The 21,708-nt window shown below is 60.4% G+C and carries 16 protein-coding genes and 1 riboswitch; of the genes, 12 read left to right on the top strand and 4 right to left on the bottom strand.

The window, feature by feature from the left end; translation table 11 throughout:
• Nucleotide 1: 1 nt before the first annotated feature.
• Nucleotides 2–1,384, bottom strand: coding sequence for a sensor histidine kinase (locus RYB09_RS07940; RefSeq protein ID WP_058408054.1), 1,383 nt, complete (start codon nt 1,382–1,384; stop codon nt 2–4).
• Nucleotides 1,377–2,048 carry a response regulator gene (locus RYB09_RS07935; protein ID WP_002554918.1) on the bottom strand — a complete coding sequence of 224 codons (672 nt, stop codon included), beginning with the start codon at nt 2,046–2,048 and terminating at the stop codon, nt 1,377–1,379. Before RYB09_RS07935 ends, RYB09_RS07940 begins: the two co-directional genes overlap by 8 nt.
• A 480-nt stretch (nt 2,049–2,528) precedes the next feature.
• Here RYB09_RS07935 and RYB09_RS07930 point away from each other — a divergent pair, with 480 nt between their 5' ends.
• From RYB09_RS07930 to RYB09_RS07915, 4 genes are all read left to right on the top strand, one after another.
• Nucleotides 2,529–3,509, top strand: a complete 981-nt coding sequence (locus tag RYB09_RS07930; RefSeq protein WP_058400814.1) for a Bug family tripartite tricarboxylate transporter substrate binding protein — start codon at nt 2,529–2,531, stop codon at nt 3,507–3,509.
• A gap of 62 nt (nt 3,510–3,571) precedes the next feature.
• Complete coding sequence (locus RYB09_RS07925) at nt 3,572–4,030, top strand: tripartite tricarboxylate transporter TctB family protein (RefSeq protein WP_058400813.1); 459 nt, start codon at nt 3,572–3,574, stop codon at nt 4,028–4,030.
• A 1-nt stretch (nt 4,031) separates the two neighbouring features.
• Complete coding sequence (locus tag RYB09_RS07920) at nt 4,032–5,546, top strand: tripartite tricarboxylate transporter permease (RefSeq protein ID WP_058400812.1); 1,515 nt, start codon at nt 4,032–4,034, stop codon at nt 5,544–5,546.
• On the top strand, nt 5,539–6,573 hold the full coding sequence (locus RYB09_RS07915; protein WP_058400811.1) for an AbrB family transcriptional regulator: 1,035 nt from the start codon (nt 5,539–5,541) through the stop codon (nt 6,571–6,573). Before RYB09_RS07920 ends, RYB09_RS07915 begins: the two co-directional genes overlap by 8 nt.
• 21 nt (nt 6,574–6,594) lie before the next feature.
• Here the strand turns inward: RYB09_RS07915 and ung are convergent, their stop codons facing one another.
• Together ung and RYB09_RS07905 are read right to left on the bottom strand one after the other, a co-directional pair.
• Complete coding sequence (ung, locus tag RYB09_RS07910) at nt 6,595–7,287, bottom strand: uracil-DNA glycosylase (protein WP_058400810.1); 693 nt, start codon at nt 7,285–7,287, stop codon at nt 6,595–6,597.
• Between the two features lie 195 nt (nt 7,288–7,482).
• On the bottom strand, nt 7,483–7,974 hold the full coding sequence (locus tag RYB09_RS07905) for a hypothetical protein (protein WP_002554925.1): 492 nt from the start codon (nt 7,972–7,974) through the stop codon (nt 7,483–7,485).
• Nucleotides 7,975–8,369: 395 nt separating this feature from the next.
• Nucleotides 8,370–8,472, top strand: a riboswitch (guanidine-I (ykkC/yxkD leader).
• A gap of 63 nt (nt 8,473–8,535) precedes the next feature.
• Here RYB09_RS07905 and RYB09_RS07900 point away from each other — a divergent pair.
• The 8 genes from RYB09_RS07900 to RYB09_RS07865 all read left to right on the top strand — a co-directional run bounded on the left by RYB09_RS07900 (nt 8,536) and on the right by RYB09_RS07865 (nt 21,685).
• Nucleotides 8,536–9,603 carry a putative urea ABC transporter substrate-binding protein gene (locus RYB09_RS07900; RefSeq protein WP_058408055.1) on the top strand — a complete coding sequence of 356 codons (1,068 nt, stop codon included), beginning with the start codon at nt 8,536–8,538 and terminating at the stop codon, nt 9,601–9,603.
• 27 nt (nt 9,604–9,630) lie between these two features.
• Nucleotides 9,631–10,446 (top strand): ABC transporter permease, encoded by an 816-nt coding sequence (locus RYB09_RS07895; RefSeq protein ID WP_058408056.1) that lies wholly within the window; start codon nt 9,631–9,633, stop codon nt 10,444–10,446.
• Complete coding sequence (locus tag RYB09_RS07890) at nt 10,443–11,225, top strand: ABC transporter ATP-binding protein (protein ID WP_058408057.1); 783 nt, start codon at nt 10,443–10,445, stop codon at nt 11,223–11,225. Before RYB09_RS07895 ends, RYB09_RS07890 begins: the two co-directional genes overlap by 4 nt.
• Nucleotides 11,222–11,947, top strand: a complete 726-nt coding sequence (locus tag RYB09_RS07885) for an urea amidolyase associated protein UAAP1 (RefSeq protein WP_057401535.1) — start codon at nt 11,222–11,224, stop codon at nt 11,945–11,947. The genes RYB09_RS07890 and RYB09_RS07885 overlap by 4 nt, the downstream gene beginning before the upstream one ends.
• Before the next feature lie 11 nt (nt 11,948–11,958).
• Complete coding sequence (locus RYB09_RS07880) at nt 11,959–12,576, top strand: urea amidolyase associated protein UAAP2 (RefSeq protein ID WP_058408058.1); 618 nt, start codon at nt 11,959–11,961, stop codon at nt 12,574–12,576.
• Nucleotides 12,577–12,685: 109 nt separating this feature from the next.
• Nucleotides 12,686–16,378, top strand: coding sequence for an urea carboxylase (uca, locus tag RYB09_RS07875; protein ID WP_316887828.1), 3,693 nt, complete (start codon nt 12,686–12,688; stop codon nt 16,376–16,378).
• Nucleotides 16,379–16,413: 35 nt separating this feature from the next.
• A complete protein-coding gene (gene atzF / locus RYB09_RS07870; protein WP_316887826.1) occupies nt 16,414–18,228 on the top strand; it encodes an allophanate hydrolase in 1,815 nt (604 codons plus the stop codon).
• A 142-nt stretch (nt 18,229–18,370) separates the two neighbouring features.
• Complete coding sequence (locus RYB09_RS07865; protein WP_316887824.1) at nt 18,371–21,685, top strand: dermonecrotic toxin domain-containing protein; 3,315 nt, start codon at nt 18,371–18,373, stop codon at nt 21,683–21,685.
• The last annotated feature ends 23 nt before the right edge of the window (nt 21,686–21,708 follow it).

The following is a 21,708-nucleotide window of genomic DNA, read 5'->3' as shown; positions in this document are numbered from 1 at the left end:
ATCAGGGCGCACTGAAACTGACCCGAACCTTCAAACCCCGCTCGGCACCATCGTGCAAGGTGATTCTGGCCAGATGCGCACGGCAGATCTCCCCCACAATAGCCAGACCGAGCCCGGCACCGCTGCCCTGCTGACTGCGACGGTAGAAACGCTCGAAAACCCGCTCACGCTCATCTGCCGGAATACCGGGGCCATCATCCTCGACCTCCAGCACGCCCGGCGCATACACCCGTAAAACCACGTTGCCGCCCGGTGAAGTGTGAGCCAGCGCATTGTCGATCAGGTTGCTCAGCAGTTCGTTCAGCAACGTCGGCTCGCCACGCAGCCAGACCGGATCGTCAGCCTCCAGCGCCAGCGCAACGCCGCGTGAATGAGCCAACGGCGCCATGGCCATGCCCAGTTCTCTTGCCAACTGGCTGAGGTCCAGTTGTTGCGCACCACCTTCGGCAATGGCCCGCGCACCGTTTTCGATCCGCGCCAGCGACAGCAACTGATTGGCCAGATGCGTCAGCCGATCCGTGCCAAGCGCGGCTGATTCCAGCGTACTGCGCCAGTGTTGCGGGTCGCGCTCGCGCAGGCCCAGCTCGACCCGCGCCTTGAGCGCGGCCAGCGGTGTGCGCAGCTCATGGGCGGCATCGGCGATGAACTGCGCCTGGCGCTCGAACTGCAAGCGCAGCCGCTCGGTAAAGTGGTTCAGTGCCCCTACCAGCGGACGCAGTTCATGCTGCACCTCAACCATTGGCAATGAGCGCAGATCATCCGGCTGACGCTCTTCTACTGCGGTGCGCAAGCGTTCCAGCGGTCGCAGTGCCGCACTGACCGTGAACCAGACCAGCAGCAGTGCGCCCCCACCGAGCATGCCCAGACGCAGCAACGTGTCGGCCATCAGGCTGCGCGCCATGCCCTTGCGCGCCTCCTGGGTTTCGGCCACACGAATTTCAGCCGTGCCGTTCATGCCTGGATCAGTCACAGGCTTGAGCAGGCTGACCACACGTACATCCTGCCCTTGATAAATCCCGTTATAAAACTTCGCCAGCGCAGGGTAATCGTCGGTACGCAAAGTGCCCGGTGGCGGCGAAGGCAGATTTTCATAACCGGAAATCAGCTTCTGATGGATGTCATTGACCTGATAATAGATTCGTCCTTCGCTGTCGTAGGCAAAGGTATCCAGCGCCACATAGGGAATATCGGCGCTCAGCGTGCCATCACGCTGCGTCAGACCGGCAGCGATGGTCCGTGCTGAAGCCAGCAACGTGCGGTCGTAGGCGGTATCGGCCACTTCGCGGCCATTCCAGTAAGCGCTCATGCCGCTGGCCAGCATCAACACCACCAGCAGCAACGCCAGGTTCCACAACAGCCGCCAGCGCAGGCTGTCGTTAATCATCGCGGCTTTCAAGCAGATACCCCAGACCCCGAAAGGTCACGATGGCCACAGAATGCCCGTCGAGCTTCTTGCGCAGGCGATGGACGTAGATTTCGATGGCGTCAGGGCTGGCCTCCTCGTCGAGGCCGAAAACCTGCGCGGCCAGTTGCTCCTTGCTCATCACCCGACCTGGCCGGGCAATGAGCGCTTCCAGCACCGCCTGTTCGCGAGACGTCAGGGCCAGCAGTTCCTCGCCGAGCGTGAAACGCCGCGTGTCCAGGTCATAGGCCAGTACGCCGCAGCGCTGTTGCCGCTCGCCACCCAGCACACTGCGACGCAGCAATGCCTTGACCCTGGCCTCCAGTTCGGAGAGCTCGAAAGGCTTGGCCAGGTAATCGTCGGCCCCCAGGTTCAGGCCATGAACGCGATCCTTGACGTCGCTGCGCGCGGTCAGCATCAATACCGGAAGGTTTTTGCTGCGCGCCCGCAGACGCGCCAGCACTTCAAAGCCGTCCATACGCGGCAAGCCGACGTCGAGAATGGCGACGGCGTATTCCTCGCTGCTCAACGCCAGGTCGGCGGCAACGCCATCATGCAGTACATCAACGGTCAAACCCGCGCTTTTGAGCGCCTGCGCGACACTTTCAGCCAATTGCAGATGATCTTCCACAAGAAGAACACGCATCGCCGTCTCCTGATTGTCACTGTTGTTATCGATCCGAGCATCGAGGCTTGTGGCGGTGGAGTTTACAGGCAGGCCGCCGCCTGTGAAGGACAGAAACGATTCGCGGCCCTTCAATTGCGACATGAAAGGTAGCTGAAAGGTTTACGAAAGGTTCGTCATCTAGCATCGCCACACGACCCGTTAAAAGGGTACGTACAAAACAGGCGCCCGGATGCGTCTGGACAATAAAAACAATAAATCGCTAAACGGAGTCACGTCATGTCTACGCCAGCCCAGGCTTGCCCGTCCATTGAGCACAGCCCGTCGCGGATTTACCCGCACCCGTCGCGCCCCAGCTCCACCCTCCTGCAAAACATCAGCGTCCACCGCAGTACCGATGGCACTTGCGTGTCAGCGAACAGGCTTCGTGGTGCGCGAGACAAAAGCATCTGCTGAACAGCTTCTCTCTTCCAAAAACAAAAATATCTCTGGAGACTGCACATGAAATTCCCTCTGCGTCAGATAGCCGCCACCGCCGCCTGCATGCTGGTTGCCAGCCAATTGTTTGCTGCCGAGCCAAAACGTCCGGAATGCATTGCACCCGCCTCACCGGGTGGCGGATTCGACTTGACCTGCAAGCTGGTGCAAAGCGCGCTGATCAACGAAAAGATTCTGACCTCGCCCATGCGCGTGACCTACATGCCTGGGGGCGTCGGCGCAGTGGCCTACAACGCAGTTGTAGCTCAGCGCCCCGCAGATGCTGGCACGCTGGTCGCGTGGTCCAGCGGTTCGCTGCTCAATCTGGCGCAGGGCAAATTCGGCCGCTTCGATGAAAACGCAGTGCGCTGGCTCGCCGCCGTGGGCACAAGCTATGGCGCCATTGCAGTGAAGAGCGACTCGCCTTACAAGAACCTCGACGATCTGGTCAAAGCGCTCAAGGCCGACCCGAGCAAGGTAGTCATCGGCTCAGGCGGCACCGTAGGCAGCCAGGACTGGATGCAGACCGCGCTGATCGCCAAGGCTGCTGGCATCAACCCGCGCGCCTTGCGTTATGTCGCGCTGGAGGGCGGTGGGGAAATCGCTACTGCCCTGCTTGGCGGCCACATTCAGGTGGGCAGTACCGACATCTCCGACTCCATGCCACACATTCTGAGTGGCGACATGCGCCTGCTCGCCGTGTTCGCCGAGAAGCGCATCGACGAACCCGAAATGAAAGACATCCCCACCGCCAAGGAGCAGGGCTACGACATCGTCTGGCCAGTGGTGCGTGGCTTCTACCTCGGGCCGAAGGTCAGCGACGAAGACTACAACTGGTGGAAAGCCTCGTTCGACAAGATCCTGGCCTCTGAAGACTTCGCCAAACTGCGTGATCAGCGCGAGCTGTTCCCCTTCGCCATGACCGGCGCGGAGCTGGACACCTACGTCAAGAAGCAGGTTGCCGACTACAAACTGATGGCCAAGGAATTCGGCCTGATTCAGTAATTGAACTCAATTGACTGACGTTAAGTTGCGCCTGCATAGCGGGCGCGACTCAGGAGCTTCTCATGGTCATACAACGCATTTTTGCTGCCGTACTGCTACTGGCATGCGCAGGCCTGGCTCTAATGGCCTGGCCTTATCAAGCGCCTTTCTCCTATGAACCGGTCGGCCCACGCGCTTTTCCGCTGCTGATGCTCGGGCTGATGGGTGCCGCCCTGCTGTACCTGCTGATTCGGCCTACCCCCATTGTCCACACCGAGGAAGAACCGGCGCTGGACCGCGAAACCCTGGTCAAGATTGGCGCGTGCATCGTTCTACTGCTGATATTCGCCGGGCTGTTCGAACCGCTGGGCTTCATCCTCAGCAGCATCCTGATCGGCATTCCCATGGCCCGCCTGTATGGCGGACGCTGGCTCCCGAGCGTGGTGGTGGTGATTCTGATGAGCGTCGGCCTTTACCTGTTGTTCGACAAGGCCATGGACGTTCCCTTGCCTTTAGGCCTGCTCAGCGTTCTGGAGAACTGACATGGATACTTTCAGCTACCTGGGCCAAGGCTTCGGCGTCGCCCTAACCCCTTACAACCTGATCACCGCACTGTCCGGCACACTGATTGGTACCGTTGTCGGCCTGCTGCCAGGGCTTGGGCCTATCAACGGAGTGGCGCTGCTGATCCCCATTGCCTTTGCGTTGGGCCTGCCGCCCGAATCAGCACTGATTCTGCTGGCAGCCGTGTACCTGGGCTGTGAATACGGTGGGCGTATCAGTTCGATCCTGCTGAACATTCCGGGCGAAGCGTCCACCGTCATGACCACGCTGGACGGTTATCCAATGGCACGCCAGGGGCTGGCCGGCGTCGCGCTATCGCTGTCAGCATGGAGCTCGTTCATCGGTGCATTCATCGCCACCTGCGGCATGGTGCTGTTCGCGCCGTTGCTCGCCAAGTGGGCGATTGCCTTCGGTCCGGCGGAATATTTCGTACTGATGGTGTTCGCTATTGTCTGCTTGGGCGGGATGGCCGGTGACAGGCCGTTGAAGACGTTCATTGCCGCGCTGATCGGGCTGTTCCTGTCTGCGGTAGGTATCGATGCCAACAGCGGGGTATACCGTTTTACCGGCGACAACATTCATCTGACCGACGGCATTCAGTTCGTGGTGCTGGTCCTGGGTCTGTTTTCAATCAGTGAAATCCTGTTGCTGCTGGAGAAGACCCATCGCGGTCAGGAGGCGGTCAAGGCTACCGGGCGCATGATGTTCAACGTCAAGGAAGCCGCCGCTGTGTTTGTGGTGAATATTCGCTGCGGGCTGCTGGGATTCATCCTCGGCGTACTGCCGGGTGCCGGTGCGACGCTGGCCAGTGCGGTGGCTTATATGACGGAGAAACGCATCGCCGGCCCTGGCGGCAAGTTCGGCCAGGGCGACATGCGCGGCCTGGCCGCTCCCGAGACCGCCATCGGGGCAACCGCCTGCGGCGCGTTGGTGCCAATGCTGACGCTGGGTGTTCCGGGCTCGGGCACCACTGCGGTGATGATCGGCGCGTTGTCGCTGTACAACATCACCCCCGGTCCGATGCTGTTCCAACAACAACCGGACATCGTATGGGGCCTGATCGCTTCGTTGTTCATCGCCAACATCATGCTGGTGATCCTCAACATCCCGATGATCCGCATCTTCACGCGCATCCTCGCCGTGCCGAACTGGGCGCTGGTGCCGGTGATTGCAATCATTACCGGCATCGGTGTGTATGCAGTGCACGCCACCACGTTCGACCTGTTCCTGATGGTCGGTATCGGTATCTTCGGTTACATCCTGCGCAAGCTGGATTTCCCGCTGTCGCCGATTCTGCTCGGTTTCATCCTCGGTGGTCTGATGGAGCAGAACCTGCGTCGCGCCCTGTCGATCTCCAACGGCGAACTGGGGATTCTCTGGGCCAGCCCGATCACCCTCGGGGTCTGGGTGGTGACCGTGTTCATGCTGCTGTTCCCGCTGATCCGTATCTGGCGCAAGCGCGCAAAACTGCAGGCTGCCGTAACGCATGGCTGATTCGTCACTGCGTCAATGGTGGGCAACGCCGCTGGTTGGCCTGCTCGGCGGCTACCTCGCCAGTCAGGTTGGCTGGCCGCTGCCGTGGATGGTTGGCTCATTGCTGGCAATCATCCTGGTGCGCTGCCTGACACCCTGGCAACTGACGCAGATTCCGGGCGGTCGCAAATGCGGCCAACTGATCATCGGCATCGGCATCGGTCTGCATTTCACGCCAGTGGTCATCGAGCAGGTGCTGGCGCATTTCGGGCTGATTTTCATCGGTGCACTGGTCACCAGCCTGTCGTGTCTGGTTGGCGTCTGGCTGATGCTGCGTACCGGAGAAGATCGCCCTACCGCTTTCTTCTCCAGCATGCCGGGCGGCTCGGGCGAGATGGTCAACCTTGGCGCACGTAACGGTGCGACGCTCAGCAGCGTCGCTGCCGCGCAAAGTCTTCGGGTGCTGGCCGTGGTGTTATGCGTGCCGGCGATCTTCAAATACCTGCTGGGCGACGGCACGCCTTCACTGCATGCCACGGCGGTCGATTGGCGCTGGCTGGCATTCCTGCTGCCGGTCGGCGCAGCACTGGCCTGGCTGTGGCAGCGTCTCAAGCAACCCAACCCGTGGCTGTTCGGCCCTCTGTTGCTAAGTGCCGTAGTGAGCGTGGTCTGGGACCTGAAAATCGGCTTGCCCAACGGTGCCAGCCAGCTGGGTCAGCTACTGATCGGCAGCGGGCTGGGTTGTCATTTCAATCGGGCATTCTTTCGGCGTGCGCCATCGTTTCTGGCGCGTACGCTGTTGGGCACTGCGCTGACCATGTTGATTGCCGCACTGGCTGCGCTGGGGCTGAGCGCCCTCACCCACCTGGACCTGCGCTCGCTGACGCTGGGCATGATGCCCGGTGGCATTGCCGAAATGAGCCTGACCGCAGAAGTGCTGCAACTGTCGGTCCCCTTGGTGACGGCCATGCAGGTCATGCGCCTGCTGTTCGTGCTGTTTCTTGCCGAGCCGCTGTACAGGCGCTGGAACAAGCGGCTCGCTGACTGAGCTCAATCAGAAGCACTTTTATCAGAGAGCGGGCAGTCGCCAGTCGATTGGCTCGATGCCGTTTTGCTCAAGGTACTTGTTGGCCCGCCCGAAATGCCCGTTACCCAGGAAGCCTTTGTAGGCTGACAACGGCGAAGGATGGACGGAGGTCAGCACCAGATGCTTGGTCGCATCGACCAGCTTCTGCTTGCTTTGCGCATGAGCGCCCCACAGCAGGAACACCAGGTGCGGCTGATGCTCGCTGACCACTTGAATGATCCGGTCAGTGAAGTGCTGCCAGCCTTTTCCCGCATGCGAAGCTGCGTTAGCGCGCTCGACGGTAAGAGTCGTGTTAAGCAACAGCACGCCCTGATCAGCCCATGATTGCAGGCAGCCGTGATTGGGAATGTCGATATTCAGGTCGCGTTTGAGTTCTTTATAGATATTGACCAGTGACGGCGGCGTCGGCACGCCTGGCTGCACCGAGAAACACAGGCCGTGAGCCTGATTCGGACCGTGATACGGGTCCTGACCGAGGATCACCACTTTCACATTGTTGAGCGGCGTCGAATTCAGCGCATTGAAAATCAGCGGCCCAGGCGGATAGATCTCTTTACCCGCGGCATGCTCCTGGCGCAGAAACTCGCGCAACTGCGCCATATAGGGCTGCTCGAATTCATCGCGCAGCGCTTCCTTCCAGCTGGGCTCAAGCTTGATGCGGTCGTCGCTAGTCATGGTTACATCCGGTAAAAACAATGCGCGGACACTAGAAAAGCCCGGCAGCAAAGTCAATGCCGGTTGCGCTATGCGCCTGCAAGATCGGACACAGAGCGTGCAGAAAAAAGAAGTGCCGACGCGGAGCGTCGGTACGATAGTCAGTTCGCAGCAGCCAGTTCACAGCGCTGGCATGGTAGTGAGCGCAGGTTTCAGCTACCGATGCCCGCCCCGACCATCACCGCGCCCGCCTCGTCCATGATCACGGCCATCGCGTCCGCCTCGACCGCCATGGTCCTCCCAGCCGCGGTTGCCTCGGTCGCCGCGGAAGCCGTCATTGCGTCCGAAACCACCATTGCCTCGAAAGCCGTCATTACGCCCAAAACCGCCATTGCCGCGAAAGCCGTCGTTTCTCCAGCCATAACCCGGCGGGCGTCCCGGCTGGTAGTAGCGTGGCACTGGCGGCGGCGCGTAATAGCGCGGTGCCGGGGCGTAGTAGCGCGGTTGGGTGTAATAGCGTGGCTGAGGCGCTACATAGATGCGCTGCTCCTGATAGTAGGTGGAGCGGTAGCCATTGTCGTACGCGTAAGCGCCACCGACGACAGTCGTCGGCTGCGTGTACACATCGGATTCGTAGTAACCAGGGCCTGCGTAGCAACCGGCAAGGAAAAGGGTCAGCAACGTGATAAGCAAGGGTCTTCGATACATGGCGGCCTCCTGGACCGCGATTGGGCACGAATCAGCGACGCTGATCGGCGTCCGCCAAAGCGGTTGACGGACAGAAGTTCAGACACCGAAAAGGGAATCTAGTGCGTTGGCGCAGCGTGTAAACCCTACTAAAGATGATGGCCATCCTTGACTCAAGGGCTCTAAAGCCGGGGCGTGCAGACATGTTTCGACTTCCTGCAAAGATGCTACAAAACATTTCAAAGCACCATGCATCAACACAGTGCGGTTACGCACCAGCACAAGGCAGTTTCACTCGGGGCTGACCTGCGATGGTCCGGGCAGGCCTTGAAAAACAAAGGCCTTGGCGAGTTGGCACAAGTCTCGCTTGATGAATGGCGTGCAGGAGTCAACACAGGTTCGCGGCACCACAATTTGCAATAGCCGACTAGGGTTCCGGCTTGCCGACAGGCAAGTGGCTGGTCCGAGAGTTGGCGACCTCCAGTAGAGGTTACACGGCGGGACAAAAGCCCGGGAGACAGGGACACCAGTGGTGTCACGTTGCTCCTGGCCGCCTTTTTTCACTACTGGAGATTTCTCAACATGCAAAAGTCTCGTCTCTTCGGTCTGCTCACGGCAGGCCTGCTTGCTGCGTTGAGCCTCTCGGCGAATGCCGCCCAAAAAGATCACTTCAATGTCTGCTGGACCATCTACGCAGGCTGGATGCCGTGGGAATACGCTGGTAGCCAGGGCATCGTCGACAAGTGGGCGAAAAAATACGGCATCAAGATCGATGTCACCCAGCTCAATGACTACGTCGAATCCATCAACCAGTACACCGCTGGCCAGTTCGATGGCTGCACCATGACCAACATGGACGCACTGACCATTCCGGCTGCGGGCGGTGTGGAAAGCACGGCACTGATCGTCAGCGATTTCTCCAATGGCAACGACGGCATCGTGCTCAAGGGCGAGGGCAAAAAAGTCGCCGACCTGAAAGGCATGGACGTCAACCTGGTCGAGCTGTCGGTGTCTCACTACCTGCTGGCACGGGCGCTGGACAGCGTCAAGCTCAGCGAAAAAGACCTCAAGGTGGTCAACACCTCGGATGCCGATATCTCGGCAGCCTTCAATACCGATGATGTGCAGGCAGTTACCACCTGGAACCCGATGCTGTCGGACATCAAAGCCAAACCCGGCGTGACCGAAGTGTTCAACTCCAGTCAGATTCCTGGCGAGATCATGGACATGATGGTCGTCAACACTCAGACCCTTAAGGACAACCCGGCGCTGGGCAAAGCCCTGACCGGTGCCTGGTTTGAAGTGGTCACGCTGATGAACGCCAAAAACGCCCAGAGCAAGGCGGCGCTGGAGCATATGGCCAAGGCATCGGGCACCGATCTGGCCGGCTTCCAGGCACAACTGGACACCACCAAGCTGTTTGCCACGCCCAAGGAAGCCCTTGAGTTCGCGACCAGCAAACAGCTGCCGGACACCCAGCGCAAGGTGGCTGACTTCTCGTTCGCCCATGGTTTGCTCGGCGAAGGCGCACGCAATGCCGATGCCGTCGGCATGTCGTTCGCCAATGGCGTGAACCTCGGCGACAAGGCCAACGTCAAGCTGCACTTTGACCCCAGCTACGTGCAGATGGCCGTCGACGGCAAGCTGTAAATCACGCTCAGTAAAAAGGTCATTGCCATGCGTTTGATAAACCGCCATCCGGATCGTGCCGGTCGCCTGATTCTGGTGATCCTGCCGTTCGCCCTGTTGCTGTTCGCCTACTTCATGGGCTCGGCCACCCGGCTTGCGGAAAACCCCACTGATAAGCTGCTGCCCAGCGCGGTGCAGATGGCCGATGCGGTCAAACGCATGGCGTTTGTTGCCGATACCCGCAGCGGCGACTACCTGCTGTGGCAGGACACGGCATCGAGCCTGCAGCGTCTGGCCATCGGCCTGGGGATCAGCGCGCTGTTGGGCCTGTGTCTGGGCATCGCAGCGGGCATCCTGCCGTTGTGCGGCGCAACGCTGTCGCCCTTGCTGACGGTACTGTCGATGGTGCCGCCGCTGGCCATTCTGCCGATTCTGTTCATCGTGTTCGGCCTTGGCGAGTTGTCGAAGGTGATGCTGATCGTGATCGGTATCACACCGATTCTGGCCCGTGATCTGGAACAGCGTGCCCGGGAAATTCCGGTCGAGCTGCTGATCAAGGCGCAGACCCTCGGCGCCTCGACCTGGACACTGATCCTGCGGGTGGTCCTGCCGCAGTTGCTGCCGCGTCTGCTGATTGCCCTGCGGCTGGTGCTGGGTTCGGCGTGGCTGTTCCTGATCGCCGCCGAGGCCATCGCCTCTACTGACGGTCTGGGTTACCGGATCTTTCTGGTCCGCCGCTACCTGGCGATGGACGTGATTCTGCCGTATGTGGTGTGGATCACCCTGCTTGCCTGGCTGATGGACTGGGGCCTCAAAGCCCTGACCCGACGCGCCTTTCCCTGGTACGAAGGAGCGCGGACATGAGCTTTATCTGTGTGCGCAATGTCTGGCAACAATACGACGATCAGGTGGTGCTTGAAGGCCTGAATCTGGACGTGGCAGAAGGCGAGTTCTGCACGCTGGTCGGCGCATCGGGCTGTGGCAAATCGACTTTTCTGCGCCTGCTGCTGGGTCAGGAAACGCCGAGCCGTGGTCTGATCACGCTGGACGGCCAGGCCCTGCGCAATGAGCCGGACGCCAGCCGTGGCGTGGTGTTTCAGCGCTATTCAGTGTTCCCGCATCTGTCGGTGCTCGACAACGTGGCGCTGGGTCTGGAGCTGCCCCGCTCGGCGTGGCTGGGCCGACTGTTCGGCCAGGCAAAAAGCGAGGCGCGCGAGCACGCTGCGCAACTGCTCGGCAAGGTTGGCCTGGGGCATGCGCTGGATAAGCACCCCACGCAATTGTCCGGCGGCATGCAACAGCGTCTGGCCATTGCTCAGGCACTGATCATGAAACCCCGCGTGCTGCTGCTGGACGAGCCCTTCGGCGCGCTCGACCCCGGCATTCGCAAAGACATGCACCACTTGCTGCTGGACCTGTGGCGCGAAACGAAGCTGACCGTGTTCATGGTCACTCACGACCTGTCCGAAGGTTTCAACCTCGGCACCCGCCTGCTGGTGTTCGACAAGGTCCGCCACGACCCGCACGAACCCGGCGCGTATGGCGCGCGCATCACTTACGACATCCCCCTCAACAGCGAACGCCGCGCCGAACGCGCCGCCATCGATTCGCTGCTCAACGTTTCAGAGGAGCCCGTTCAATGACTGACTCAACCACGCTGTACCCGGTTTTCGCCGAAGAGATGCTGCCCGGTGGCGGCCATCGTTCGTTCATCCTCAAGCGCGGCGAACTGCTGCGCCTGACCGACCTGCACGGCAACGCCAACGTCAGCCTGACGCTGCTCAACGCTCACGAAAAAACCGAGCGGCTGAACCTGCCCGACAGCCTCAAATGCCAACACACCGCCAGGTTGAGCAACGGCCATTGCCTGTATTCGGACATGGGCCGTGTGCTGGCGGCCATCGTCACTGACACTTGCGGCTGGAGCGACAGCATTGGCGGTGTGCTCAACGCTCAGGAAGTCGCTGAAAAATACGGCCAGGGCCGCTATCAGGAATTGCGCAACGGCTTCTTTCGCAATGGCGTCGATAACCTGCTGGTCGAGCTGGGCAAATGGGGGCTGGGGCTGTCCGACCTGCTGATGACCCTCAACCTGTTCAGCCGTGTTGATGTCGATGAAGCAGGAGCGCTGCATTTCGCGCCGAACAACTCGAAAGCCGGGGACTACATCGAACTCTACGCACCAATGGACACGCTGGTGGTGCTGACCGCGCTGCAACACCCTATGGACCCAAACCCGGAATATGCCCCGCAACCGCTGAAGCTCAGCTGGATGAAAGCCGACGCCAGCGTTGCCGAGCACTGCCGCACCTCGCGCCCGGAAAACGAGCGCGGCTTCATCAACACCGACCGCCTGTTCGCCTGAGGAGCCCTGTCATGAATTCACACACTCACATTTGCTGCGACGCAACCATACCGGCAGGCGAGCCGTTCCTGGCCGAAGTCAAGGCCGGGCAGACCGTGCGCATACTCGATCTGCAAGGCAACCAGGCGGTCGATACGCTGTTTTTCAGCCTGAGCAACCCGCGTGAACGCTACGACGTACAACGCACCTTGCGCCGCCAGAACAGCGTGTACCTGACCACCGGCAGTGTGCTGTTTTCCAATCTCGGCCAACCGATGCTGACCATTGTCGATGACACCTGCGGACGCCACGACACGCTCGGTGGCGCATGCGCACAAGAGAGCAACACCGTGCGCTACGCCCTGGAAAAACGCTACATGCACAGCTGCCGCGACAACTACCTGCGCGCCTGCCTGCACGACGGGCGTCTGACCAAGGCCGACATCGGTCCGAACATCAATTTCTTCATGAACGTACCGGTGACAGCCGAAGGCGGCCTGACCTTCGAAGACGGTATTTCCGCACCCGGCAAGTACGTTGAACTGCGCGCTGAAATGGACGTGATCGTGCTGATTTCCAACTGTCCGCAGCTCAACAACCCCTGCAATGGCTACAACCCGACGCCTGCGCAGCTGTTGATTCGCGACTGACCCGGCACCTGCCCTCAGCAACGGACGACCGTTGCGTAGATTGATCAATAGCGGGACGGCCCGCTTCCCATCACGAAACCGAGCGCGACTGGGTTTCCGGGGTTATGCCATGTTCGACAAACTGCTGATCGCCAACCGTGGCGCCATTGCCTGCCGCATCCTGCGGACCCTGCGTACCTTGCAGGTCAAGGGCGTGGCGGTGTATTCCGAAGCCGACGCTGCCAGCCTGCACCTGATGCAGGCCGACGAAGCCCACAGCCTGGGCGAAGGTGGCGCAGCCGGAACCTATCTGGCGGTGGACAAGATCCTCGCTATTGCCAAAGCCAGCGGCGCCAAAGCCATTCATCCCGGCTACGGGTTCCTCTCCGAAAACGCCGCGTTCGCTCAAGCCTGCGAAGACGCCGGTATCGCCTTCGTCGGGCCAACGCCCGAGCAACTGCGCGTATTCGGCCTCAAGCACACTGCTCGCGCACTGGCCAGACAGCATGGCGTGCCCATGCTCGAAGGCACCGAACTGCTCGACAGCCTTGAATCAGCCATCGCGGCGGCCCGCACCATCGGCTATCCGGTCATGCTCAAGAGCACGGCAGGCGGTGGCGGGATCGGCATGCGAGTGTGCCGCAGCGCTGAAGAACTGGCCGACTCGTTCGAGGCGGTGAAGCGCCTTGGCCAGAACAATTTCAGCGACGCGGGTGTGTTCATCGAGAAATACATCCAGCGTGCCCGCCATCTGGAAGTGCAGGTGTTTGGTGACGGTCAGGGCGAGGTGCTGGCCCTGGGCGTGCGTGACTGCTCGGTGCAACGCCGCAACCAGAAAGTGCTGGAAGAAACCCCGGCCCCCAACCTGCCCGACGGCATGGCCGAGGAACTTTGCGCGGCAGCCATCAAACTCGCCAGAGCGGTCAATTACCGCAGCGCAGGCACCGTCGAATTCGTCTTCGACAGCGAGGATCAGCGCTTCTACTTTCTGGAAGTGAATACACGTCTGCAGGTCGAACACGGCGTCACCGAGCAGGTGTGGGGTGTCGATCTGGTCAGCTGGATGGTGCAACTGGCTGCCGGAGACCTGCCGCCGCTGGAGCAATTGCAAGCCGGCCTGAAACGGTCCGGCCATGCCATTCAGGCACGGCTGTATGCTGAAGATCCGGGCCGTGACTTCCAGCCCTGCCCCGGCCTGCTGACGGCGGTGAATTTTCCGCCTGCCGATGGCCATGCACTGCGCATCGACACCTGGGTTGAAGCGGGCTGCGAGATACCGCCGTACTTTGACCCGATGATCGCCAAGCTGATCAGTTGGGCGCCGACCCGCGAGCAGGCCAGCGCCGGGCTGATCGATGCGCTGAACGAGACGCGCCTTTACGGGGTCGAGACCAATCGCGACTACCTGCGCCAGATTATTGCCGACACGCCGTTCGCCAGCGGCCAGCCATGGACCCGCTGCCTGGAAGGTCTGGTGTATCACGCTGACACGTTCGAGGTGTTGAGCGGCGGCACGCAAACCAGCGTTCAGGATTATCCGGGACGACTGGGCTACTGGGCGGTCGGTGTACCGCCATCCGGTCCGATGGACAGCCGCGCGTTGCGCCAGGGCAATGGCCTGCTGGGCAATGCCGAAGGATGCGCTGCACTGGAAATCACCATGAGCGGGCCGTTGCTGCGCTTCAATACCGACGCAGTGATCGCTGTAACCGGTGCACATATCCCGATCACGCTCGATGGCGAACCCTGCGCAATGAACACCGCGCTGCTGGTGTGCACAGGCTCGACCCTTGCGCTGGGCACCATTGCCGGTGCTGGCGTACGCAGCTACCTGTGCGTGCGTGGCGGGCTGGACGTGCCGGATTATCTGGGCAGCAAAAGCACCTTTACCCTCGGTCAGTTCGGCGGGCATGGCGGGCGGGCGTTGCGTGCCGGTGATGTGCTGCACATTGCGCCGTTGCTGGATCGTAGCGCGGGCCAGCGGGTTGCCGATGACGCACTTGAAGCGCTGCCTGACATTCGCCGGATAAGGGTCATTTACGGCCCCCATGCTGCGCCGGAGTACTTCACTGAAGCATACATCGAGACGTTTTTTGCAACCGACTGGGAAGTGCATTTCAACTCCAGCCGTACCGGCGTGCGCCTGATCGGCCCGAAACCCGAATGGGTGCGCGCTGACGGTGGCGAGGCAGGTCTGCACCCGTCCAATATTCACGACAACCCCTATGCGATCGGAGCGGTGGATTTCACCGGCGATATGCCCGTGATCCTCGGCCCGGACGGACCGAGTCTGGGTGGGTTCGTGTGCCCGGTGACCATTATCGAAGCGGACTTGTGGCAGCTGGGGCAGTTGAAGGCCGGAGACAAGGTCCGTTTTTATCCGGTGAGTGTCGAGGCATGTCATGCAGCGATGAATTCAACGATGGACCCACGTGGGAGCGAGCTTGCTCGCGAAAGCTATATTCCACACACAGAAAACCCATCGACTGTACCGACCTCTTCGCGAGCAAGCTCGCTCCCACAAGGCACCGCAAACTCCTGTGGGTGCGAAGCTGTGCGCATAGAGGATTTGCCCTCCCCGGTCATTCTCGACATAGGTCAGGACGATAAACGCTTGGTCGCACGCCTGTCCGGCGATACCCACCTGCTGCTGGAAATCGGTGCGCCAGAGCTGGATCTGGTGCTGCGCCTGCGCGGCCATGCCTTGATGCTGGCGCTGGAGGCCAAGCAACTGGAGGGCGTGATTGACCTGACGCCAGGTATTCGTTCGCTGCAAGTCCATTACCGCCCCGAACAACTGCCGCTCCGGCAATTGCTCGACATCGTCGCCGGAGAGTGGGACGCAGTGTGCGCAGCGAAAGACCTGCAAGTGGCGTCGCGCATCGTCCATCTGCCGTTGTCCTGGGATGACCCGGCCTGTCAGCTGGCCATCGAGAAGTACATGACCACCGTGCGCAAGGACGCACCGTGGTGCCCGAGCAACCTGGAGTTCATCCGGCGCATCAACGACCTGCCCAATCTTGACGAGGTGCAGCGTACGGTGTTTGACGCCAGTTATCTGGTCATGGGGCTGGGCGATGTGTACCTCGGCGCACCGGTCGCCACGCCTCTGGACCCGCGTCATCGGTTAGTGACCACCAAGTACAACCCGGCGCGCACCTGGACCGCCGAGAATTCGGTCGGCATCGGTGGCGCCTACATGTGCGTGTACGGCATGGAAGGCCCCGGCGGCTATCAATTCGTCGGCCGCACGCTGCAGATGTGGAATCGCTACCGCGACGTTGCCGCCTTCGAGGGCAAACCGTGGCTGCTGCGCTTTTTCGACCAGATCCGCTTCTACCCGGTCAGCGCCGACGAATTGCTACGCATCCGTCGCGATTTCCCGCTGGGCCGCTTCGACCTGAACATCGAACACAGCACCTTGAACATGGCCGACTACCAGGCCTTTCTGAGCCGCGAAGCCGACGGCATTAAAGCATTCCGTGCTCAGCAACAGTCCGCGTTCAACGCCGAACGCGAACGCTGGATCGCCAACGGCCAGGCCGACTTCCAGAGCGATGAAGGCGTCGCCCCAAACACCCAAGAACTGCCTCTGCAAACAGGCCAGCAAGGCGTCGACAGCCATATCGCAGGCAATCTCTGGCAGGTCCAGGTGCAACCCGGCGAGCGTGTCGAAGCGGGCGATGTGCTGGTGATTCTGGAGTCCATGAAAATGGAAATCCCCCTGCTCGCGCCGGTCGCAGGAGTGGTGCAGGAAGTCCGGGTGCAACCCGGCTCTGCAGTACGCGCAGGGCAACGGGTGGTGGTGCTGGCAGCAGACTGAACCCATCAATTTTTCACTTTCAATGGAATCGCGTCATGAACGACACAGCACTGCCCAATGACCTGCGCCTGGATACCGTACGCACCGCTTACCTGTCCGGCCAGACTTCCCCACGCCAACTGATTCTGGCGCTACGGGAAAAAGCCGCAACGCTCAACGCGGATTATCACCTGTTCATTCACCTGCTCAGCCCGGCTGAACTGGAGCCTTATCTGGCCGCGCTGGAAAATCGCGATATTCATCGCCTGCCACTGTATGGCGTGCCCTTCGCGATCAAGGACAACATTGATCTGGCCGCCATTGCGACCACCGCTGCCTGCCCGGCGTACGCCTACACCCCAGAGCGCTCGGCGACCATCGTCGAGCAATTGATCGCGCTGGGGGCGGTGCCCATGGGCAAGACCAATCTGGACCAGTTCGCCACCGGCCTGAATGGCAGCCGCTCGCCCTATGGCGCCTGCCCTAACAGTGTCTTGAAAGAGTACCCGTCCGGCGGCTCAAGTTCCGGCTCGTCACTGGCCGTCGCGCTGGGGGTCAGTAGCTTTTCGCTGGGCACCGACACGGCGGGTTCGGGCCGTGTGCCCGCAGCGTTGAACAATCTGGTGGGGCTGAAAGCCAGCAAGGGGCTGATTTCCACCGCCGGTGTCGTACCTGCTTGCCGTACGCAGGATTGCGTGTCGATCTTTACTGCCACAGCAAGGGAAGCCAGCCAGTTGCTGGGGCTGGTTGCCACGCTTGATCCGCGCGATGAATACAGCCGACACAACCCGCAGTGGAATGACGTTTCGGCTTTCGGCGCACCTCGGCCGTTTCGCTTCGGCGTACCGCGTGCTGAAGATCTGGAATTCTTTGGTTGTACCGAAGGACCGAGGCTGTTCAGCGCGGCCATCGCCCATCTCACTGCGCTGGGCGGCAAAGCTGTCACGGTAGACCTGTCGCCGTTTCTCGAAGCTGCGCGGCTGCTGTATGAGGGCCCGTGGGTGGCAGAGCGCTACAGCGTAGCCGGACAATTAATGGAAGAGCATCCCGACGCGGTATTACCAGTGATTCGCGACGTGCTGGCCAAGGCACCCCAGGTCAGCGGGGTCGATACGTTTCGCGCGCAATACCGTTTGCAGGCGCTCAAGGCGATTTGCGATCGGGCGCTTGAAGGGCTGAACTGTGTGGTAACGCCGAGCATCGGCCGCCCGGTAACGTCAGCAGAGCTGGCTGCCGAGCCGGTGCTGCGCAATTCTGAGCTGGGCTATTACACGAACTTCGTCAACCTGCTCGACTACGCCGCCATCGCCGTGCCCAGCGCCTTCATGAGCAACGGCCTGCCGTGGGGCATTACGTTGTTCGGACGGGCATTCACCGATCAATACCTGCTTAGCCTGGCCGATGCTTTCCAGCGGCACACCGACCTGCCTTTGATCGGCGGTGAAGCGCCTCGATTGCCCGCGCCGAAGACCGCAGCAGGTAACGATATGGCCCGGTTGGTGGTCTGCGGCGCGCATCTGGACGGACTGGCGTTGAACTGGCAGCTCAAGCGACGCGGTGCCCGCTTGCTGGAGTCCACACACAGCTCAGCCGACTATAAGTTGTTCGCGCTGGCCGGTGGCCCGCCATTTCGTCCAGGCATGGTACGGGTGGCCGAAGACGGTGTGGCCATTGAGGTGGAAGTCTGGGAGTTGCCCAGTGTCGAGCTGGGTTCGTTTCTGACCGGCATTCCGGCACCGTTGGGCCTGGGTAAGGTGCAACTGGCCGATGGTCGCTGGGAGACCGGGTTTATCTGTGAAGCCTACGGCCTGACAGGTGCTCGCGACATCAGCCATCTCGGCGGCTGGCGTGCCCACTTGCAACAGATGTAAGCGAAAAGGCGGCATGCTCTGACATGCCGCCCTGTCTGAAACGGCTCTGTTGCCTAGAAGGCTCTGCCGCTACTACATAGTTATGTCATGTTCGGACGGCCTTGCCGACATAGTGCGCATCCACTCACTTCGACCAGCCGTCATGAACCACATCTGGAGTCCGCTTCGCCAGGACCCCCTCCTTCACGCCTCATCGTTTCTACTGGAACAGCCAAGCGTTCTGCTGCCAGAGTACAGCAACAGCCGACACGATACGCTCAATGCCTCGGCGCCCTTTGCCCTGCCTGCGCTCCAGCGTCCACCCCGTGAACAGCCACTGCCGCCGCTGGCCGAGAAGCACGATACGCAAGCGACGCGAAATACGACCACACGCATCGAGCGCACGCTCGACGCACTGCGCAAAAGCCCGGGCTTCGAGCTGATCGCCAACTCGGCCTTGCTCCTTGAAGCCTGCCAGCTGGATATGGACTTCCCGCCGACTCGAAAACACTATGTCCGCCAACAACTCATCATGCTGCTCGAACAAAAGACCGGCAAGACGCTGGACCCGGACACGCTGCGGATCACGTTCAGCACGCAGACCCTGCCCGCACTGAACGACGAGGGGCATGAGCGTTACAGCATTGACATGTCGCTGACCAACGTAGCACTGGCGGTCTTCGATCCGGAACAGTTCGTGGCGCTGTATCGCAGTGAAATCACCGACACGCCCTTGTCCGAGGAAGCCCCGTCACTGAGCGCAAGGCAGGTGCTCAAGTGGCTCAGCGAGACACCGCTGGATCGCGACTACAGCATGGCTCTGGAGGCTTTCAGGACACGGCACACAGTCACCTGCCGCACCTTGTCGCGGTTGGGTTTTCTGGATGCGCTGGCTCACCGGTTCTTCCACGGGCACATCAGCCGCGACGGCTATTTCCTGACGCTGGACGCCCTGGGGCTCAGCGATTTCCCTGCTGACGTAGCGACACTGGAACAGAGCGGTCGCGGTGAGAAATCCGAGGTTCGAATCTTGTCACTCAACGGCGAAACGGTACCGGGCATTTTTCAGGTCAGGTCGAAAACCACCTCCCACTGTTTCATTCACATACTGAGTGCCAAGGGCAACGTCATCGAATACATCAGCGATGATCCGGACCAGATGACCAACAGGCTGCTGGCGGCCCTGAATGCCTCAAAGCTCTATGGCTACGCCTTGCATGCGCTTGATCAGGACGCAGGCATCGTTGCCAGCGCGCCGCTGCTCGCAGAAGACGTTTTTACCGAACTGACCCAGGCATCATTCGCCGAGACACAGCTCAACAGCCAGAACATCGACCTGCTCAAGACGGTATCGCGCAGCCTCAAGCTGGCCGGGGCGGTAGACCTCTGGCAGACCAACCCTGCTCTTCTGGAACACATCCCCTCGGCCTCCAGAATGGCTGCGCAGGTCATGGAGACTTATCTGCTGGAACATCACGGTCTGACGCTCAACCCTGACCACGTGTTCATCGCCTATCAATCCGGTAACTCTATCAGCCCGCTGGGCGGAGCCCGCAATCCACCCACGCATGTTTACACGCCCGATGAAAAACCGATCAGCCTGAGCGAAGCGCTGGTGATCAACTACCGGGTCGATAATCCCCAGGGCTATATTGATCACGACGGTATTACAGAGGTCTTTCTCGACACCACCGGCCAAGGCGTACGCGTTCAGGGCCAGAGTTTGGCAATCACGCCGCAAGCACTCGAGGACTATATCAAGGCATTCGATTTTCTGACCTGGATGACCACACGTATTCAAGCGTTCTGGGGACAACAAAAAGAAGCCATCGAACAGGCACTCAGATCAGCCTTTATCCATCAGGCGCTGATCAGCCTGAAGCGCGGTAGCCTCAAACGCAGCGGTTTCGATCAAGTCGTTGAAGCGCTCGCCCCTTCTGCGCCAAATCACTGGCTGGTACTTGGCTTCTTCGTTCAGGGCTCGCTGCTCGACGGCATGGAATATCAATACACCGGGCTGTTGATACTTGAGCAACCCGGTAAACCGAAGGTGCTCTATCAGCCTGGGTATCCCGAAGCCTTTATCGAGTTTTCGGACGACGATGCACTTGAACGCTATCTGAACCTGAAGACCGCCCAACCGGACTGGCGTGAAGCCGTGATGCGCTACGTTCCCGTGCGCCATCACCAACGTCTGCACTACCTGTTCAAGCTATGGGCCGGCGTTCAGGCACCAGGCCCGCCCGTCTCCATACTGCGCCCGTGGACGGATGCGCTGTACAACCCTGACACTCGAAAAGCCCTGCACCACTCATTGTGTGAAAAAAAACTGGAGGGCTCGCCGTTCGATTATCTGCATCAACTCATGAAACAGAATTCGCTGGCTGATGCACAGGAGCAGATCGTGACCTGCGAACAGGTTTCGCTGGCGTACTGGACAGACCGTCTACACCATTTACAGCGTTTGCTGGTGCCCATGTCTCTGTTGCTGACACCGGCGTTTTTAGCGTCGCTGGCAGCGGATGTCGGCCTTACTGCACTGAGCGTTGCCTCCGCGAATTTGCCGGGCAGTCGTTACGCAGAAAAGAATCAGGCGCTGCTGGCAACATTATCGCTGGGCTTGTTACAGCTTGGGCCGCAGACACCGAGACTACTGCGCACACTGACCAAAATCGTCAAACCTGCCGCTCATACAGCGGGGGCGTCTTTAGCGTTGTCCGGTGGCTCACGAGGCTCCAGCCGTTTAGGCGCGCGGCCATTAAAACCGCGCCAGACACGACTGGAAAAATTCTTTCATACCGACGCCCTTCTAAAACGCTGGACCATCACCAGCATAGTGTCGCCCGGTTTGTTGCCGGTGCATGCCTGGAAGCTGGGCCGTCGTTTCCTGCTCTGGACGTCGGACAGAGGTCAGGCGCGGACACTGGTGGTCAGCACCCACGGGTACTACACGCCTTGGGCTACGACAGTGAAGATCCCCAACGGCACGGAGATCCGCACCTATGCGCCGCATGGTTATGAATTGGTCGACCCCAAATTGCACCGTATCGTCAACAAGAATGCCCGGCCGTTTGCCATCTCCAATACAAAGGAAAATATCCTGATGTATTCAGTAGCCGCGCATGAGCCATTGTTGATGACTGACAAGATACTCGCGGGCACGTCGCTGCCTGGCAGGCTTAAGAACTACAGCCTGTCCAAGTTCCAGACAACCAGTTACGAAACCTATGACGATATTGCACGGGTGGTAGGCAACTCGAACGCATCGCCCCTCAAGGGCTGGTTACCGCCAACGCCAATGGATGTACTGACGGTACGCAACCGCTTCGGCAAGGCGCCCCCTTCGTTGAGCGACCTGTTCAACAGTCTGTCGACACAGGGCATTCATTACGACAGGGTGTTGCTGGTGCACTGCCGATGCGCAGCAATATCTGCACTGTTGCGCCGCGCACCGGTTTATCATCCCCCTGCAACATAGCCAATTGGCAGAAGCGCCTGAAT

It is taken from the genome of Pseudomonas syringae group sp. J254-4, assembly GCF_032586855.1.
Lineage (GTDB): Bacteria > Pseudomonadota > Gammaproteobacteria > Pseudomonadales > Pseudomonadaceae > Aquipseudomonas > Aquipseudomonas amygdali.
Note: the sequence above shows the minus strand (reverse complement) of the source record. Positions and strands in the feature narration are given on the sequence as shown.